Source organism: Brachymonas denitrificans (genome assembly GCF_907163135.1).
In the GTDB taxonomy this organism is placed as follows: Bacteria; Pseudomonadota; Gammaproteobacteria; order Burkholderiales; family Burkholderiaceae_C; genus Brachymonas; species Brachymonas denitrificans_A.
On the sequence record NZ_CAJQUA010000001.1, the window covers coordinates 241133 to 258052 of the forward strand.

14 protein-coding genes are annotated in these 16920 nt (G+C 66.9%); 9 read left to right on the forward strand and 5 right to left on the reverse strand.

Translation table 11 applies throughout. The features are described 5' to 3' along the window. Positions 1-5 precede the first annotated feature (5 nt). The 3 genes from rpmA to proB all read left to right on the forward strand — a co-directional run bounded on the left by rpmA (position 6) and on the right by proB (position 2909). Positions 6-266: a 50S ribosomal protein L27 gene (gene rpmA, locus KKQ75_RS01100; protein ID WP_091815958.1), complete on the forward strand. Its 261-nt coding sequence runs from the start codon at positions 6-8 to the stop codon at positions 264-266. Between the two features lie 269 nt (positions 267-535). Then, the gene (gene cgtA, locus KKQ75_RS01105) at positions 536-1705 is read left to right on the forward strand and encodes an Obg family GTPase CgtA (RefSeq protein WP_213359064.1); all 1170 of its coding nucleotides are present in this window, start codon (positions 536-538) and stop codon (positions 1703-1705) included. Between the two features lie 55 nt (positions 1706-1760). After that, positions 1761-2909 carry a glutamate 5-kinase gene (gene proB / locus KKQ75_RS01110; RefSeq protein WP_250130959.1) on the forward strand — a complete coding sequence of 383 codons (1149 nt, stop codon included), beginning with the start codon at positions 1761-1763 and terminating at the stop codon, positions 2907-2909. A 76-nt stretch (positions 2910-2985) separates the two neighbouring features. Here proB and KKQ75_RS01115 read toward each other — a convergent pair whose 3' ends face one another. Both KKQ75_RS01115 and KKQ75_RS01120 read right to left on the reverse strand, forming a co-directional pair. After that, a complete protein-coding gene (locus KKQ75_RS01115; RefSeq protein WP_213359067.1) occupies positions 2986-3525 on the reverse strand; it encodes a CNP1-like family protein in 540 nt (179 codons plus the stop codon). After that, complete coding sequence (locus KKQ75_RS01120) at positions 3522-4184, reverse strand: RNA pyrophosphohydrolase (RefSeq protein WP_213359069.1); 663 nt, start codon at positions 4182-4184, stop codon at positions 3522-3524. The genes KKQ75_RS01115 and KKQ75_RS01120 overlap by 4 nt, the downstream gene beginning before the upstream one ends. A gap of 134 nt (positions 4185-4318) precedes the next feature. Here KKQ75_RS01120 and KKQ75_RS01125 point away from each other — a divergent pair, with 134 nt between their 5' ends. Beyond that, complete coding sequence (locus KKQ75_RS01125; RefSeq protein ID WP_213359071.1) at positions 4319-6064, forward strand: proline--tRNA ligase; 1746 nt, start codon at positions 4319-4321, stop codon at positions 6062-6064. 14 nt (positions 6065-6078) lie between these two features. Further along, entirely contained in the window at positions 6079-6711 is a 633-nt protein-coding gene (locus tag KKQ75_RS01130) for a lytic transglycosylase domain-containing protein (RefSeq protein ID WP_213359073.1), read from the forward strand. 96 nt (positions 6712-6807) lie between these two features. On the opposite strand, the gene KKQ75_RS01135 is transcribed toward KKQ75_RS01130, so the two are convergent. Both KKQ75_RS01135 and argH read right to left on the reverse strand, forming a co-directional pair. Then, positions 6808-7080, reverse strand: a complete 273-nt coding sequence (locus KKQ75_RS01135; RefSeq protein ID WP_213359082.1) for a hypothetical protein — start codon at positions 7078-7080, stop codon at positions 6808-6810. Continuing rightward, positions 7077-8531 (reverse strand): argininosuccinate lyase, encoded by a 1455-nt coding sequence (gene argH, locus KKQ75_RS01140; protein ID WP_213359084.1) that lies wholly within the window; start codon positions 8529-8531, stop codon positions 7077-7079. The genes KKQ75_RS01135 and argH overlap by 4 nt, the downstream gene beginning before the upstream one ends. 307 nt (positions 8532-8838) lie before the next feature. Between argH and hemC the strand changes: the two genes are divergently transcribed. Genes hemC through KKQ75_RS01160 form a run of 4 tightly spaced genes read left to right on the forward strand, consistent with a single transcriptional unit; the run spans position 8839 to position 13040 of the window. After that, positions 8839-9789: a hydroxymethylbilane synthase gene (hemC, locus tag KKQ75_RS01145; RefSeq protein ID WP_213359086.1), complete on the forward strand. Its 951-nt coding sequence runs from the start codon at positions 8839-8841 to the stop codon at positions 9787-9789. Positions 9790-9794: 5 nt separating this feature from the next. Next, positions 9795-10631 (forward strand): uroporphyrinogen-III synthase, encoded by an 837-nt coding sequence (locus KKQ75_RS01150; RefSeq protein WP_213359094.1) that lies wholly within the window; start codon positions 9795-9797, stop codon positions 10629-10631. Positions 10632-10663: 32 nt separating this feature from the next. Then, the gene (locus KKQ75_RS01155; RefSeq protein ID WP_213359097.1) at positions 10664-11722 is read left to right on the forward strand and encodes a uroporphyrinogen-III C-methyltransferase; all 1059 of its coding nucleotides are present in this window, start codon (positions 10664-10666) and stop codon (positions 11720-11722) included. 4 nt (positions 11723-11726) lie between these two features. Further along, positions 11727-13040 carry a heme biosynthesis HemY N-terminal domain-containing protein gene (locus KKQ75_RS01160; protein WP_213359100.1) on the forward strand — a complete coding sequence of 438 codons (1314 nt, stop codon included), beginning with the start codon at positions 11727-11729 and terminating at the stop codon, positions 13038-13040. Between the two features lie 210 nt (positions 13041-13250). Here the strand turns inward: KKQ75_RS01160 and KKQ75_RS01165 are convergent, their stop codons facing one another. Continuing rightward, complete coding sequence (locus KKQ75_RS01165) at positions 13251-16301, reverse strand: Rne/Rng family ribonuclease (RefSeq protein ID WP_213359109.1); 3051 nt, start codon at positions 16299-16301, stop codon at positions 13251-13253. Positions 16302-16920: the final 619 nt, after the last annotated feature.

The window sequence follows — 16920 nt, forward strand, 5'->3', positions numbered from 1 at the left end:
AACTCATGGCACAGAAAAAAGGCGGCGGCTCTACGCGCAACGGGCGTGATTCCAAGCCCAAGATGCTGGGTGTGAAGGCATTCGGCGGCCAGTTGATCAGCGCTGGTTCCATCATCGTGCGTCAGCGCGGTACCCGTTTCCACGCTGGCAACAACGTGGGCGTGGGCAAGGACCACACCCTGTTCGCCCTGGTGGACGGCCACGTGTCCTTCGGTCAGCGCGGCGCGCTGAACAAGTCCGTGGTGGACATCACGCCTGCCGAATAAGCAGCGTATGCCCCTCCGGGTCAGGCTACGGCCTGATCCCCAGCAAGCCCCGTCCTGTGCGGGGCTTGCCTGTTTCTGGCGTCGGCAGAAAGCAGCACGGTGGCCGGTTCCATGGCCTTGAAGGCGCCGGAGGGCGGATGTTCCGTGGCCGGCATGCCGGTTTTGGCTTGGGCCGCGACGGCCCATCCCCTACAATCAATGATTCAACGGTGCAGGGTTCTGCGCCTGGATGCGTGTTGCGCATCCCCTGACTTGCGAGTGCAATCCCCATGAAATTTGTAGACGAAGCGTTCATCGACATCGCTGCGGGCGACGGCGGCAATGGCTGCGCTTCGTTCCGCCACGAAAAGTACAAGGAATTCGGCGGACCGGACGGCGGCGATGGCGGCCGTGGCGGCCATGTCTGGGCGATTGCCGATGTCAACCTCAACACCCTGGTCGACTACCGCTATGCGCGCCGCTTCGAGGCCAAGCGGGGCCAGCATGGCATGGGCTCGGACATGTTCGGCGCTGCCGGCGACGACATCACGCTGAAGATGCCGGTCGGCACCATCATCACCGATGCCGAAACGGGCGAGGTGCTGTACGAGCTGCTGACGCCCGGTGAGCCGGTGCTGATTGCCAAGGGCGGCGATGGCGGTTTCGGCAACCTGCGCTTCAAGAGCGCCGTCAACCGGGCGCCGCGGCAGAAGACGCCGGGCTATCCCGGCGAGCGCAAGAGTCTCAAGCTCGAACTGAAGGTGCTGGCCGACGTGGGCCTGCTGGGCATGCCCAACGCGGGCAAGTCCACCTTCATCGCGGCCGTGTCCAATGCGCGGCCCAAGATTGCCGACTATCCCTTCACCACGCTGCACCCCAACCTGGGCGTGGTGCGTGTCGGGCCGGAGCAGAGCTTTGTCGTGGCCGATGTGCCGGGCCTGATCGAGGGCGCCGCCGAAGGCGCCGGCCTGGGCCACCAGTTCCTGCGCCATCTGCAGCGCACGCGTCTGCTGCTGCATGTGGTCGACATGGCTCCGTTCGACGAAGCCGTCGATCCGGTGGAGCAGGCCCGGGCCATCGTGGCCGAGCTGAAGAAATACGATGCCGACCTGTATGCCAAGCCGCGCTGGCTGGTGCTGAACAAGCTCGACATGGTGCCGCAAGACGAGCGCGCGGCGCGCGTGAAGGATTTCGTCAAGCGTTTCAAGTGGAAGGGGCCGGTGTTCGAGATTTCCGCGCTGACACGCGAAGGTTGCGAAACGCTGATCCGCGAGATCTACCAGCACATCCATCGTGCGCAGGTGGCCGAGCAGCCGCCGGCCGAGGTGGATCCGCGCTTTGTCGAGTTGCCGGATGATTTCGATCCGCGTTTCGCCGAGCTGCCGGACGAGGCGGCGGAACAAAAACCCGCCAAGCGACCGGCCGCACGCCGTCCCCGCCGCAAGCCCGAGGCAAAATAATGCCCATGTGGCCGCGCCGGCGGTCGCTCCTGTTCCCATTGCCGTCCTTTTTCCCATGCCCACTGACCAGACCCTGAGCCATCCCGCAGCGATGCTGCAGCACGCCCGCCGCATTGTGGTCAAGGTGGGGTCCAGCCTGGTCACCAACGAAGGACGCGGCCTGGACGAGCAGGCCATCGGCGAGTGGTGCCGGCAACTGGCCGCGCTGCGCGCCGACGGCCGCGAAGTGATCATGGTATCCAGCGGCGCGGTGGCAGAAGGCATGAAGCGGCTGGGCTGGCACACGCGCCCGCGCGAGCTGAACGAACTGCAGGCGGCGGCAGCAGTCGGCCAGATGGGCCTGGCGCAGATGTACGAAACCAAGCTGCGCGAGAATGGCCTGGCCTCCGCGCAGGTGCTGCTCACGCATGCCGACCTGGCCGACCGTGAGCGCTATCTCAATGGCCGCTCCACGCTGGTCACGCTGCTCGAACTGGGTGTGCTGCCGGTGATCAACGAGAATGACACGGTGGTCAACGACGAGATCAAGTTCGGTGACAACGACACGCTGGGCGCTTTGGTGGCCAACCTGGTGGAGGCCGACCTGCTGGTGATCCTGACCGACCAGAAGGGCCTGTTCAGCGCTGATCCGCGCAAGCATCCGGATGCCACGCTGGTGGCGGTGGGGCAGGCCGGCGACCCCGCGCTGGAAGCCATGGCAGGCGGTGCCGGCAGTTCCGTCGGCACTGGCGGCATGCTGACCAAGATCCTCGCGGCCAAGCGTGCGGCCGGTTCGGGCGCCAGTACCGTGATTGCCTGGGGGCGCGAACCCGATGCGCTGCTGCGCCTGGTGCAGGGCGAAGTGGTGGGCACCGTGCTGGTGGCGCCGACGCAGAAGCTGCAGGCGCGCAAGCAGTGGATGAAGGACCACCTCAAGCTGCATGGTTCGGTGATGGTGGATGCCGGCGCCGCTGCCATGCTGCAGCAGGGTGGCAAGAGCCTGCTGCCCATCGGCATGACCGAGGTGCAGGGCGAGTTCCGTCGCGGCGAGGTGATTGCGGTGCGCAATCCCGAAGGCGTGGAAATCGCGCGGGGTCTGGCCAACTATTCCAGCTACGAGGCGCGCCAGCTGTGTCGCAAGCCGTCCAGCCAGTTCGAGGCGCTGCTCGGCTACACCGCCGAACCGGAAATGGTGCACCGCGACAATATGGTGCTGAGCCGCTGAGCCGCTGAGCCGCTGAGCCGCTGAGCCGCTGAGCCGCTGAGCCGCTGAGCCGCTGAGCCGCGGCCCGGCGGTTCGTTTACATGCCGGCCGGGTCCATCCACGCCGCCTTGCCGCGTTTGATCATGCGGCGGGCCTCCTTGGTGGAGATCGGCGGGGCGTAGCTTTCGCAGATGCCGTTGCGCGCCAGATTCTTGGCGTGGCGCGAGCGGGCGTCATGCAGGTCCGACCATTCCGTCTTCACTTCCTGCCAGCCGGGTGGCGTGGCGCCGAAGTCGTAGCGTGCATAGGTCTTGACTTCATAGGTGCGGCAGCGAATGCCCTGATAGTAGGCCGAGCGGGCCCCCTCGCTGCTTTGCAGCAGCATCACGTAGCGCACCACGCCATCCGGCGCCAGTTCCACGCTGTCCAGGTCGACGCCCACCTTGAGCGTCGAATAACCCGGTTGCTCTACCGTCACCAGATTGCGCGTACTCAGCGCGGGTGCCGGCGGCACGGGCGCCTCTTTCCAGGGGCCGACTTCCTCTTCGCCGGCATACTGGGCCAGCGCGCTGCCACCCGCAAGAGCGGCGGACAGGCCCAGCAGCAGGACAGAAACGGGGCGGAACAGGCGGATCATGAGGGATTCTTTCGCGAAGGCGTGCCGGCGGCCGGCACGCAGGGTGGTTGCGGATCGAAACTGGCATCCGGCGGCAGATCGAAACCTGGCGTTGCATCCTGCGGAGCTTGCAGCCGGCCGTCCGGACGCTGCGCCTGACGGTCGCGCTGCTTGTAGCTGGAGCGCAGGTAGCGGTTGCGCTGGTCGTTGCGCGGCAGAAAGCGCGCCAGCTCGGTCAGCGCCATCTCGTAGACGCCGCGCTTGAACTCCACCACCACGTCCAGCGGCACCCAGTAGTCATTCCAGCGCCAGGCGTCGAATTCGGGGTGGTCGGTGGCGCGCAGGTCGAGCTCCCAGTCGCCTGCCATCAGTTGCAGCAGGTACCAGATCTGCTTCTGGCCCTTGTAGTGGCCGCGCGCTTCGCGGCGGATATAGCGGTCGGGCACTTCATAGCGCAACCAGTCTCGGGTGCGGGCAACAATGCGCACGTGGTGCGGGAAGAGTCCGACTTCTTCCCGCAGCTCGCGGAACATGGCCTGTTCGGGCGATTCCCCGCGATCTATGCCGCCTTGGGGGAACTGCCAGCTGTGGGTGCGGATGCGCTTCCCCCAGAACACCTGATTCTTACGGTTGAGCAAGATGATGCCGACGTTGGGACGGAACCCTTCCCGGTCGAGCATGATCAACTCCAATTCTTTAATTGGACTCATTATGCACGGCTGCCCGCCGTTATCAACGAGAATAACACCTATAGCCCCGCCCGCAGCTTCAGCATTGCGGCGTGGCACTGTGTTGTCAGAACCATTGCAATTCCATGAAAGCTTCCCAGTTCCTCATCTCCACCCTCCGCGATGCTCCTGCTGATGCCGAAGTCGTCAGCCACAAGCTCATGATGCGCGCCGGCTTCATCAAGAAGCTGGGTGCAGGCGTCTATACCTACATGCCCATGGGCCTGCGCGTGATCCGCAAGGTGGAGGCCATCGTGCGCGAGGAAATGAACCGCGCCGGCGCCATCGAGTGCACCATGCCGGTGGTGCAGCCGGGCGAGCTGTGGCGCGAAACCGGCCGTTTCGACAAGATGGGCGACGAGCTGCTGCGCTTCAAGGACCGTCACGACAACGACTTCGTGATCCAGCCCACCAGCGAGGAGGTGGTGACCGACATCGCGCGCCAGGATTTCCGCAGCTACAAGCAGTTGCCCAAGAACCTGTACCAGATCCAGACCAAGTTCCGCGACGAACGCCGTCCGCGTTTCGGCCTGATGCGCGGCCGCGAGTTCATCATGAAGGACGCCTACAGCTTCGACAAGGATGCCGAGGGTGCCAAGGCCAGCTACCAGAACATGGCGCAGGCCTACCGCCGCATCTTCGACCGCTTCGGCCTGAACTACCGTGCCGTGGCGGCCGACAGCGGTGCCATCGGCGGCGACCTGAGCGAGGAATTCCAGGTCATCGCCGCGACCGGCGAGGACGCGATCGTCTACTGCCCCGAGAGCGATTACGCGGCCAACATCGAGAAGGCCGAAGCCCTGGCACCCACCCAGGCGCGTCCCGCGGCGAGCCAGGCGATGCAGGTCACGCCCACGCCGGGCAAGAGCACCTGCGCCGATGTGGCCGAGCTGCTGGGTGTGCCGCTGCAGACCACCGTGAAGTCGCTGGTGCTGGCAACCGACGAACTGGACGACGATGGCAACGTGAAGGGCAGCCAGATCTGGCTGCTGCTGGTGCGTGGCGACCATGACATGAACGAAGTCAAGGTCGGCAAGGTGCCGGGCCTGAACCAGGGCTTCCGCTTCGCCACCGAAGACGAGATCGTGGAGCATTTCGGCACCAAGCCGGGCTATCTGGGTCCGATCAACACGCGCAAGCCGGTGAACCTGGTGGTGGACCGCGACGTGGCCGTGATGGCCGACTGGATCTGCGGCGCCAACGAGGTGGATGCCCACATCACCGGCGTGAACTGGGGGCGCGACCTGCCCGAACCGGCCGTGGTGGCCGACATCCGCAACATTGTCGAAGGCGATCTGTCGCCCTGCGGCAAGGGCAGGCTGGCGATCGAGCGCGGCATCGAGATCGGCCATGTGTTCTATCTGGGCACCAAGTACAGCAAAGCCATGAACGCCACCTTCCTCGACGTGAATGGCAAGACGCAGCACTTCGAGATGGGCTGCTACGGCATCGGCGTGACGCGCCTGCCGGCCGCCGCCATCGAACAGAACCACGATGAGCGCGGCATGATCTGGCCAGAGTCGATTGCGCCGTTCACCGTGGTGATCTGCCCCATCGGCATGGACCGCAGCGAAGCCGTGAAGGCCGAGGCGACCAGGCTGTACGACAGCCTGCTGGCCGCCGGTGTCGACGTGATTCTGGATGACCGCGGCGAGCGCCCGGGCGTGATGTTTGCCGACTGGGAGCTGATCGGCGTGCCGCACCGCGTGGTGCTGTCCGACCGCGGTATCCAGGCGGGCGAGTGCGAGTACCAGTTCCGTCGCGATGCCGAAGCGCAGAAGCTGCCGCTGGCGGGGATTGACGCAGGGCTGCTGGAGAAACTGGGGCGCTGAACAGGTTGTTTCCGATGAATGCACGGCGCCGCCAATGGCTGAAGCAGGCCACGCGCTGGAGCCTTGGGGGCCTGGCGCTGGCAGGCGGCGGCCTGCCGCTTGCCGCCCTGGCAGGAGCGCAAAAGGAGGAGCATCTCGCCGACTCGGTGCGCACCGCACTGAGCGCCGCCGTGCAGGCCTCGGCGCCGCCCGCGCCGGTTTTCGGCGATCGCAAGTCCGAGATGGAGTATCAGGCCTGGCTCGCCGCCATGAAGCGTCGGCTGGGCGCGCGCATGATCGACGATTTCACCCGCCACGAGTTCCTGCAGACGGTCTGGTACGAATCCGCCCGCGCCGGGCTGGAGGTGTCGCTGGTGCTGGGCCTGATCCAGGTCGAAAGCAACTTCCGCAAGTTCGCCATCTCGGCCGTCGGAGCACGCGGACTGATGCAGGTGATGCCCTTCTGGGCGCGCGTGATCGGCGATGGCGACGCCAGCAAGCTGTTTCACCAGCAGACCAACCTGCGCTTCGGCTGCGTCATCCTGCGCTACTACCTGCAGCGCGAGAACGGCAACCTCTTCTACGCGCTGGGCCGCTACAACGGTTCGCGCGGGCAGGCAAAGTATCCCAATGCCGTACTTGGGGCGCAGCGCAACTGGCTACTGTAAAGCGCAGGCAGACTGCAACCGGGAGCGGAGCCATGGCGGCGGGCAGCAGCAGGCACCCAGAGCCGCTGGCTCGCCCCTCAAGCCGCGCATCCCGGTTCAGCGGATGCGCCGCACCCAGATGACATTCACGGTGACCAGGCCGGCCAGGACGGCATACAGGCTGGTCATGTTCCCCCATTGATCGCGGCCGAGCATGATCAGCAGCGGTATGGCAATCATGACGACAGTGGTCAGTATCATGCGGCGGCCAATGGCGCGCGCGTATTCCGGCGGGCGCTGTTTCAGCCCCCGGATGCCTTGCAGCATCTGCCAGACGGCCGACACCGTCAGCGCCAGCACCAGGCCCAGCAGGATTTCGGTCTGCGTCATGCCTGATCCGCCTGCAGACGCGCCTGGTGGCGGGTGATTTGCGCCTGCACCTGGGCCGGAGCGGTACCGCCCAGCGTGTTGCGGGCGTTGAGCGAGGCTTCCAGCGTCAGGGCACTGTCGAACACATCCTGCTCCACGTCGCGATTGAAACCCTGCAGCGTTTCCAGCGGCAGTTCGGCCAGATCCACGCCCTGGTCCTGCGCCGTCTTGACGGCATGGGCCACCACTTCGTGCGCGTCGCGGAAGGGCAGGCCCTTCTTCACCAGATAGTCGGCCAGGTCGGTGGCGGTGGCATAGCCCTTGCTCGCAGCCGCGCGCATGGCGGCGGCATTGACGGTGATGCCGCCTTCCTTGGCGCCGGTCTGGGCATTGGTCTGCCCGCCGATCATCTCGGCAAAGATGCGCAGGGTGTCGCGCACGGTATCGACCGTGTCGAACAGCGGCTCCTTGTCTTCCTGGTTGTCCTTGTTGTAGGCCAGCGGCTGGCCCTTCATCAGGGTGATCAGGCCCATCAGGTGGCCGACCACGCGGCCGGTCTTGCCACGCGCCAGTTCCGGCACGTCCGGGTTCTTCTTCTGCGGCATGATGGACGAGCCGGTGGTGAAGCGGTCGGCAATGCGGATGAAGCCGAAGTTCTGGCTCATCCACAGGATCAGCTCCTCGCTCAGGCGCGAGACGTGCACCATGATGAGCGAGGCCGCTGCGGTGAATTCGATGGCGAAGTCGCGGTCGCTCACGGCATCCAGACTGTTATGGCAGACGCCTTCCATGCCCAGCGTCTGCGCCACGCGCTCGCGATCGAGCGGGTAGGTGGTACCGGCCAGCGCGGCGCTGCCCAGCGGCAGGCGGTTCACGCGCTTGCGCACATCGGCCAGACGCTCTTCGTCACGGGCAAACATTTCCACATAGGCCAGCAGGTGATGCGCAAAGCTCACCGGCTGCGCCACCTGCAGGTGGGTGAAGCCGGGCAGGATCACGTCCACGTTCTTCTCGGCTACGGCCAACAGCGCGGATTGCACCTCGCGCAGCAGGCCGCTGATCAGGTCGATCTCGGCGCGCAGCCACAGGCGGATGTCGGTGGCGACCTGGTCATTGCGGCTGCGGCCGGTGTGCAGGCGCTTGCCGGCGTCGCCCACCAGTTGCGTCAGGCGCGCTTCCAGATTCAGGTGCACGTCTTCCAGTTCCAGCTTCCATTCGAAGGTGCCGGCCTCGATCTCGCTGCGGATCTGCGCCATGCCGCGCTGGATGGCGGCGTAGTCCTCGTCCTGGATGATGCCCTGGGCGGCCAGCATCTCGGCATGCGCCAGGCTGCCCTGCATGTCGGCCTGCCACAGGCGCTTGTCGAAGAATACGCTGGCGGTATAGCGTTGCACCAGCTCGCTCATCGGTTCGCTGAACAGGGCGGACCAGGCCTGGGACTTGGTATCGAGTTGGTTGTGGGAGCTGGACATGGTGGAAGCTGGAATGGAAGGCCGGGACAGGATGCGCCATGCACTACAAAAGGCACTTGAAAGCATGGTGCAGCAAGGCGGCGGGCGGCCAGCAAAGCGCGCGCATGATGCGCGCCTGCTTCAGCGTCAATTCGCGCCCCGACAGATAAAACCTTGATTGTAGCGAAGGCCCTTGCCGCACGCAGCATCGGGCCGGGGCTGCAGACGAGGCGGGTGGCGCCCGGGGCGGGGCAACCGTGCTAGCATGTGCGCCATTCTCTGTATGCGCTGTCCTCTGCGGCATTGCGCCGTCCTGCTGCTGTCTGTCATGTCCATCGAGTCCACCCAAGCCCCCCTGCAACTCACCATCGCCACCCGCGAAAGCCGTCTGGCCCTCTGGCAGGCGGAGCACGTCAAGGCCTTGCTGGAGGCGCAGGGGCACAGTGTCACGCTGTTGGGCATGACCACCCAGGGTGACCAGATTCTGGATCGCAGCCTGAGCAAGGTGGGAGGCAAGGGCCTGTTCGTGAAAGAGCTGGAAGTGGCCCTCGAAGAAGGCCGCGCCGACATCGCCGTGCACTCGCTCAAGGACGTGCCCATGGATTTGCCGGCCGGCTTCGAGCTGGTCTGCGTGATGGAGCGCGAGGATCCGCGCGATGCCTTCGTGTCGCCGCGCTACGAGAGCCTGTCCGCGATTCCGCATGGCGGCGTGGTGGGCACCTCCAGCCTGCGCCGCACCGTGCTGCTGCGCGCCGCACGCCCCGACCTGCGCATCGAGCCGCTGCGCGGCAACCTCGACACGCGCCTGCGCAAGCTGGATGAAGGCCAGTACGACGGCATCGTGCTGGCAGCAGCCGGCCTCAAGCGTCTGGAACTGGAACAGCGCATCCGCCATGTGATGGAGCCGCAGCAGATGCTGCCCGCAGCCGGGCAGGGTGCCCTGGGCATCGAGATCCGCTCCGGCCGGCCGGAGCTGGTGGCCGCGTTGCAGCCGCTGGTGCATATGCCGACCTGGCTGCGCGTAAGCGCCGAGCGCGCCGTGAGCCGCGCCATGGGCGGCAGCTGCTCCATGCCGCTGGCCGCCTATGCCACGCTGCAGGGCGATCTGCTGCAGATCGACGCTGCCTGGGGCGATGACCAAGCCGCAGGGGCGGTGTCGCTGGTACGCGCCACGGCCAGTGCCCCGGTGGCCACGCTGGCCGAAGCCACGGCCCTGGGCGAACAGGTGGCCCGCGAGCTGATCGCGCAGGGCGCACGACCGGCGACTGCGGCGCACTGAGAGCCATGTCCGGGGCGCCCATCGTCATCATCACCCGGCCCGAGCCGCAGGCGAGCGAATGGGCGCAGGCCCTGCAGCAGGATCTGGGCCCGCGCGCACAGGTGCTGGTGCTGCCGCTGATCGAGATTGCGGGTGTGGAGCATCCCGCCTACCGCGAACGGCTGCAGGTGGCCTGGGAACAGCTGCCCGAAACCGCCGCCGCCTTCTTCGTGAGTGTGCCTGCGGTCGAGCATTTCTTTGCAGCCGTACCGGATGCGGCCGCACGCTGGAATGCCCTGCAGGTGCGTGCCTGGGCCCCCGGTCGCGGCACCTTGCACGCGCTGCTGGCGGCCGGTGTGAGCCCGGAGCGGATCGACAGTCCGCCCCAGGACGCTGCCCAGTTCGATTCCGAAACCCTCTGGCCCCTGATCCAGCCGCAGCTGGCCGCTGCGCGCGCGGCCGGCCAATGCGTGCTGCGCGTGCGTGGCACCGATGATCCACAGCCCGATGCCATGCATCCCGACTACGGCTCCGGGCGCGACTGGATGGGTGAACAGCTGGTGCAGGCCGGGATCAGGGTGCGTACGGTTGTTGCATATCAGCGACAGGCTCCGCGCTGGACCGACGCGCAACGCGAGGCGGTGCGCCAGCTGGCCGACGCGCGCCATCTGTGGCTCTGGAGCAGTTCCCAGGCGCTGCAGAACCTGCAAAAGCTGCTGCCGCAGCAGGATTGGAGCCGTGCCTGCGCTCTGGCTACCCATCCGCGCATCGCCGGCAAGGCCGCCGCGGCCGGCTATCAAAGTGTTCTCCAGACCCGTCCTACACTGCATGACGTAAGCCAATCGATACAATCGTGGCTATGACTGCTTCCCCCGAGACAACGTCCCCGGCTTCCGTGACTGCGACTCCGGCGGCTCCTGCCGCGCCGAATCCCCCCCGTCAGGCGGGCATGTCGGCGCTGGCGCGCGTGGTGCTGGTGCTGGCCCTGCTGCTTGCATTGGCGGCCGCGGCGGCTGCGGGCGTCGCCTGGCGTCAGGTCTATCTGCTGCAGAAACAGGTAGCGAAGCAGGTGGCCGATGTGGGGCTGCAGTCGCGCGATACTGGCACCCTGGCCCGCCTGGCCAGCGAGCAGAGCCGCGAAGCCAGTGCCAAGGTGGCGCTGCTGGATGCGCGCGTGGTGCAGCTCGATGCCCAGCGCGCCCAGGTGGAAAGCGTGCTGCAGGGCCTGTCGCGCGCCAAGGACGACAACCTGCTGGTGGATGTGGACTCTGTGGTGCAGATGGGGCTGCAGCAGACCCAGCTGACCGGCAGCGTGCAGCCCCTGCTGGCGGCGCTGGTGAGCTCCGAAAAACGCCTGGAGCATGCCACGCAGCCGCGCCTGGTTGCATTGCAGTTGGCCATGGCTCAGGACATTGAGCAACTGCGCAAGACCAGCGTAAGCGACGTCGCCATGTTGGCCACGCGCATCGACAACGTCTTGCGCCAGATCGACAGCCTGCCCCTGCAGAGCGACATGGTGCCGCTGCCCACGGCAAGCGGCAAGGCGCACGTGGCTAAACGCCTGCCCGCGGATGCTCCCTGGTGGCAGCAATGGTGGGGCAGCGTGTCCGACACGGCGCTGGGGCTGGTGCGCGTGCGCTCCATCGCCAGCCGCGATGCCGCGCTGCTGCCTCCCGACCAAGGGTTTCTGGTGCGCGAGAACCTCAAGCTGCGCCTGCTCAATGCCCGCATGGCGCTGATGTCGCGCCAGTCCGATCTGGCGCGGGGGGATGTGGAGCAGGTGCTGCAACAGTTGCAGGGCCAGTTCCAGGCCGATTCGCCATTGGTCGAGTCGGCGCGCAAGCAGTTGCAGGAAGTGCACAGCAACATCCATTCCGCCGAATTGCCGCAGATCCGCGGCACGCTTGAAGCGCTGAGCGCCGCCAACGCCGCTGCCAGCGTCGCAGGAAACTGAGACCATGCGCGCATTACTCTGGCTGCTGGTCCTGTTTGTCCTGGCAACCCTGCTGGCTCTGCTGGCGGGCAACAACCAGGCGGTTCTGACCCTCTACTGGTCGCCCACGCGGGCGATCGACATCTCGCTGAACATGGCAATCCTGCTGCTGCTGGGCCTGTTCCTGCTGGGCCATGCGGTGATGCGCGGCATCTCGAGTCTGATCCAGCTGCCCAAGGATGCACGCCGCTGGCGCATCCAGCAGAAGGAACGTGCGCTGCACGGGCACCTGCTCGATGCCATGTCGCATTACCTGGCGGGACGCTTTTCGCGCGCGCGCCAGGCCGGCGAGCGCGCCTTGCGCCAGGAAGAAAGCCTGAACGGCCAGCAGGCCGATCCGCGCGACAACGTCCCGGCCGCACAGCGCCTGCCCTACAGCACGCAGCTGCGCGCCCTGACGCACTTCATCATGGCCGAAAGCAGCCAGGCCATGCAGGATGGTGCCCAGCGCGACCAGCATTATGCGCAGGCACTGCAGGCCGCCCAGGACACCCGCACCGATATCGGCGTGGAAACGCGCGAAGGCATCCAGTTGCGCGCCACGCGCTGGGCCATCGAGGACCGCCAGCCCGCCGTGGCGCTGGAGCGGCTCGACGCCCTGCCGCAGGGCACCGGACGCCGCGTACTGGCGTTGCGCCATCGCCTGAAGGCGGCACGCCAGCTGGGCAACACCGATCTGGCGCTGGATACGGCGCGCACGCTGGCCCGCCACAAGGCCTTCACGCCCGAAGCTGGCCGGGTGCTGGTGGGCCGTCTGATTGTGGACCAGCTCAGGTCTGCCTTCGACCTGGACCAGTTGCAGCGCATCTGGATGCGTCTGGACCGTGAGGAGCGTGCCTGGCCGGAAGTGGCTCTGGCGGGGGCGCGCCAGCTGGTGAGCAACGGCGGCACGGCGGCGCAGGCACGGGCCTGGCTGTTGCCCGTGTGGGAGCGTGTGGCCGCGGGAGAAGAAACCCTGACGTCTACCCAGCGCAGTGCCATCGTCGCCGCGCTGGAGCCGGGGCTGGAAGACATCGACGGCGACTGGCTGCAGCGCATCGAGGCGGCCTACCAGCGCTACCCCAACCGTGCCGACATGCAGTACCTGATGGGCATGGCCTGCATGAAGCGCCAGCTCTGGGGCAAGGCGCAGCAGTTCCTGAGCCAGGCCACCCACGGTCTGCAGGACGAGCCCGAACTGCGCCGCAATGCCTGGCGCGCGCTGGCCGAACTGGCCGAAGAGCGCAGCGATGCCGCGGCTGCGCAGCAAGCCTGGAAGCAGGCGGCGCTGGTGCGCTGAGAGCGGCACCCGCAGCACGCCGCCTCATAGGGGCATATGCGCGCAAGCTCCCAGGCGCGCGACCTAGTCGCTACTGTCCGTGATGGGGGAGAGGTCTGTGTCTGTCACGATGGCACTCTGCCTCCCGGACCCGAAACGCAAAAAAGCCGCATCAGCGGCTTTTTTTTGCAGCGGTGCGCCAGTTCCTGTGGCCAGGTCCAGGCGCCCTGATCAGGCCTGCGTATCGCTCGCAGTCTGCTGGCTGGCTTCGGCCTCGAACGGCAGCACCATGCCGGCCAGATCGCGGCGCGTTTCCACCAGAATCAGCGGGCCTTCGTCCAGCACCACCAGCGGCGGACGCTCGCGCGGCACGTGGATCGGCTTGGGCTCGGCGGCGATGGCAGCCTGCACAGCGGCTACCTTGTCGGCATCGGAGCCCACCCACTGCAGGCCGGCGTCGGTTGCAATGCGGTGCAGCTCGGCTTCGGGCAGCGTGAATGCCTGCACCTTGGGCATGCCGGTGGCTGCTACAGCCTCCTGCGGAGCCGGTACAGCGACCGCTTCGGCGGCTACTGCCGTGCTCTCGGCAGCCGGTGCACCCGTTTCGGCGGGCGCAGCCGGCGCATCGACCGCAGCAGGAGCGGGGAGGGCGTCCAGCACAGCCGGTGCCGGCAAGGCTGCGGCATCAAGCGCTGGAGCATCAGTAGCCTGGGCGTCTTCTGCAAGGCCTGCGGCCAGACCCGGAACCGGGGCATTGGCATTGGCAGCGAAGTAGCTGCGCGGGCTGGTGTCGGCGGCGGGAGTCTCCGAGTCAGACAGAACACCGTTTTCGGCGCTGGCCAGCTCGTTGTTTTCGCCATTCTGGCCGGAACGATCGCCGCCGCGGCGACGGTCACGGCCATAGCGGTCGCGCGAACGGCGTTCGCGGCGCTCCCTCACTTCGCCTTCACCGGCTGCAGGCGCCTGGGCTCCGTTGGTGTCGTTCACGGAGTCGGCAGCGCTGTCGGCCGCCATGGCAGCGCCGCTCACGGCACTGGCTGCCGCTGCGACCAGTGCCACTTCGCTTGCGCTGCTTTCCTCGCCGCCCAGTTCGGTCGGCAGGGCTGTCTGGCGCGGTGCACGGCGCTCGCCGCTGCGCTCGCCACGCTCACCGCTGCGTTCACGGCGCTGGCGGTTGCCGCGGCCGTCCTGGCGGTTGTCGGTGCCGGCTTCGCTGCTGCCTTCGCGCTGCTCGCTGCGGTTGTCGTTGCGCTGCTCGGTGCTGCGGGATTCGCTGCCGCGGCCTTCGGAAGCAGGGCGACCTTCGCCACGGTTGCGGCGTTGCTCGCCGCTGCGACCATCGCCGGATTTCTCGCCGCGGCTGCCACGCTCGCCCGAGCGCTCGGAGCGTTCCCCACGCTCACCGCCGCTGCGGTTGCCATTGCGGCTGCCGCCACGCGCGCCACGGCTGCCGCCACGGCGGTTGTCATCCCGTGCCGGAGCTGCGGGCTCGGGTGCCGGAGCAACCGGGGCCACGGGCTCGGCAGCCGGCTCTTCGGCAAAGCCGAACCAGCGCTTGATCTTCAGCCACAGGGCGGCCAGGCCGGTCGCGGGCTCGGCCGCCGGCTGGGCCGGTGCCGCGGCCGCAGGGGCTGCAACCGGTTCCACCACTTCGGGCTTGGGCGGTGCCACCGGCGCCGGACCATCGGGCAGCACGCCCTTGAGCACCGGCGTCTGGCGATTCGTCGGCTCCTGCGAGCGGCGCGTGACGGCGGTCGGATCCTCGACTTCCTCGGCCAGCGTGTAGCTGGCGTCCATGTTGTCCAGGCGGGCGTCGTCGTGCTTGAGGCGCTCGAGCTTGTAGTGCGGGGTTTCCAGGCTCTTGTTCGGCACCAGCATCACGTGCACGCGTTGCTTGAGCTCGATCTTGGCAATCTCGGGGCGCTTCTCGTTCAGCAGGAAGGAAGCCACTTCGACTGGCACCTGGGCATGCACGGCGGCCGTGCTGTCCTTCATTGCCTCTTCCTGGATGATGCGCAGGATCTGCAGCGCGCTGGATTCGGTGTCGCGCACGTGGCCGGAGCCGCCGCAGCGCGGGCAGGGGATGGACGCGCCTTCGCTCAGCGCCGGGCGCAGGCGCTGGCGGCTCATTTCCATCAGGCCGAACTTGCTGATGGTGCCGAACTGCACGCGCGCACGGTCCTGGCGCAGCGCTTCGCGCAGGCGGTTTTCCACCTCGCGACGGTTCTTCTGCTCGTCCATGTCGATGAAGTCGATCACGATCAGGCCGCCCAGGTCGCGCAGGCGCATCTGGCGCGCCACTTCGTCGGCGGCTTCCAGGTTGGTGCGGGTGGCGGTTTCCTCGATGTCGCTGCCCTTGATGGCACGCGCCGAGTTGACGTCGATGGAGACCAGTGCTTCGGTGTGGTCGATCACGATGGCGCCGCCGCTGGGCAGCGTCACGATGCGGGCGTAGGCCGATTCGATCTGGTGCTCGATCTGGAATCGGCTGAACAGCGGTGCGTCATCGCGGTAGCGCTTGACCTTGCCGGCATGCTCCGGCATCACGTGGTTCATGAACTGGCTGGCCTGCTCGTAGATGTCGTCGGCATCGATCAGGATGTCGCCGATCTCCGGGCTGAAGTAGTCGCGCAGGGCGCGCACCACCAGATTGGATTCCTGGTAGATCAGGAAGGCGCCCTTGCCGGCCTGGGCGGCGCCGTCGATGGCATCCCACAGCTTGAGCAGGTAGTTCAGGTCCCACTGCAGTTCGGGCGCGGAGCGGCCGATGCCGGCCGTGCGGGCGATGATGCTCATGCCCTTCGGGTAGTCGAGCTGGTCCATCGCCTCCTTCAGCTCGGCGCGGTCCTCGCCCTCGATACGGCGGCTCACGCCACCGCCGCGCGGGTTGTTGGGCATCAGCACCACGTAGCGGCCGGCCAGCGAGATGAAGGTGGTCAGGGCCGCGCCCTTGTTGCCGCGCTCTTCCTTCTCGACCTGGACCAGCAGTTCCTGGCCTTCCTTGATCACGTCGTTGATGCGGGCCTGGCTGACCGGCACGCCTTCGGCGAAGTACTGGCGGGAGATTTCCTTGAACGGCAGGAAGCCGTGGCGCTCTTCGCCGTAGTCGACGAAGCAGGCCTCGAGCGAAGGCTCGACGCGCGTGACGACGGCCTTGTAGATGTTGCCCTTGCGTTGTTCGCGGCCTTCGATCTCGATCTCGTAGTCGAGCAGCTTCTGGCCGTCGACAATCGCCAGGCGGCGTTCTTCGGTCTGGGTACCGTTGATCAGCATCCGTTTCATGATGCGTTTCCTTCCTGAACCCGCACGGGTTCATTGACTCTGTTGACACTGCGGGCCGGCCGCGCACAGGCGCGGACACAGCCCAGGAATGCCTGAGCGGACGCTGAAACGAAGGGAATTGCCGGAAACTGCCGGATCAGACCGCCGGAAGGGCGGACTGGAGGGCAAAGGGCGCGCGGAAGAATGCAGCAAGAGGCCGCCGTCCCGCTGGCGCCGCAACAGCAGGCAGCCAGCCACTATCGGCACGCAGCGCTGCCACATGCAGCGGCCGGGTGCCGGGAACAGGGAGGGAGGGGGAGGTGCGAGCAGGCAGCAGGCTGCCGCGGCCGCGTCGCTGCCCACGGGGCAGCTTGACGGACAGGCCGGCAGTCAGCATCAGCAGAGCCAGAAAGACACCTTGCACTTGCATTCGATCCATCTGCCTGAGTGGCAACAAACAGCGCACCATTCAGGCAGTCATGTATTCCATATTCGGGGTTTCGAGCGTCAGCCTTGACTGGAGCCGTCGGGGGCCACCGGGGGCGCTTGGGGCCGGCCGGTTTGCCTGCGGAACGGGGCCAGTGGCATGGACTTTCTGTGCAGCGGGGCAGCGGACGCCTTGCTTGTGCCTTAAACTTAT

What these genes read in the sequence shown, in the direction of transcription:
- rpmA (WP_091815958.1), top strand. Translation starts at nt 6, where the DNA reads ATGGCACAGAAAAAAGGCGGCGGCTCTACGCGCAACGGGCGTGATTCC.
- cgtA (WP_213359064.1), top strand. Translation starts at nt 536, where the DNA reads ATGAAATTTGTAGACGAAGCGTTCATCGACATCGCTGCGGGCGACGGC.
- proB (WP_250130959.1), top strand. Translation starts at nt 1,761, where the DNA reads ATGCCCACTGACCAGACCCTGAGCCATCCCGCAGCGATGCTGCAGCAC.
- KKQ75_RS01115 (WP_213359067.1), bottom strand. Translation starts at nt 3,525, where the DNA reads ATGATCCGCCTGTTCCGCCCCGTTTCTGTCCTGCTGCTGGGCCTGTCC.
- KKQ75_RS01120 (WP_213359069.1), bottom strand. Translation starts at nt 4,184, where the DNA reads ATGCTCGACCGGGAAGGGTTCCGTCCCAACGTCGGCATCATCTTGCTC.
- KKQ75_RS01125 (WP_213359071.1), top strand. Translation starts at nt 4,319, where the DNA reads ATGAAAGCTTCCCAGTTCCTCATCTCCACCCTCCGCGATGCTCCTGCT.
- KKQ75_RS01130 (WP_213359073.1), top strand. Translation starts at nt 6,079, where the DNA reads ATGAATGCACGGCGCCGCCAATGGCTGAAGCAGGCCACGCGCTGGAGC.
- KKQ75_RS01135 (WP_213359082.1), bottom strand. Translation starts at nt 7,080, where the DNA reads ATGACGCAGACCGAAATCCTGCTGGGCCTGGTGCTGGCGCTGACGGTG.
- argH (WP_213359084.1), bottom strand. Translation starts at nt 8,531, where the DNA reads ATGTCCAGCTCCCACAACCAACTCGATACCAAGTCCCAGGCCTGGTCC.
- hemC (WP_213359086.1), top strand. Translation starts at nt 8,839, where the DNA reads ATGTCCATCGAGTCCACCCAAGCCCCCCTGCAACTCACCATCGCCACC.
- KKQ75_RS01150 (WP_213359094.1), top strand. Translation starts at nt 9,795, where the DNA reads ATGTCCGGGGCGCCCATCGTCATCATCACCCGGCCCGAGCCGCAGGCG.
- KKQ75_RS01160 (WP_213359100.1), top strand. Translation starts at nt 11,727, where the DNA reads ATGCGCGCATTACTCTGGCTGCTGGTCCTGTTTGTCCTGGCAACCCTG.
- KKQ75_RS01165 (WP_213359109.1), bottom strand. Translation starts at nt 16,301, where the DNA reads ATGAAACGGATGCTGATCAACGGTACCCAGACCGAAGAACGCCGCCTG.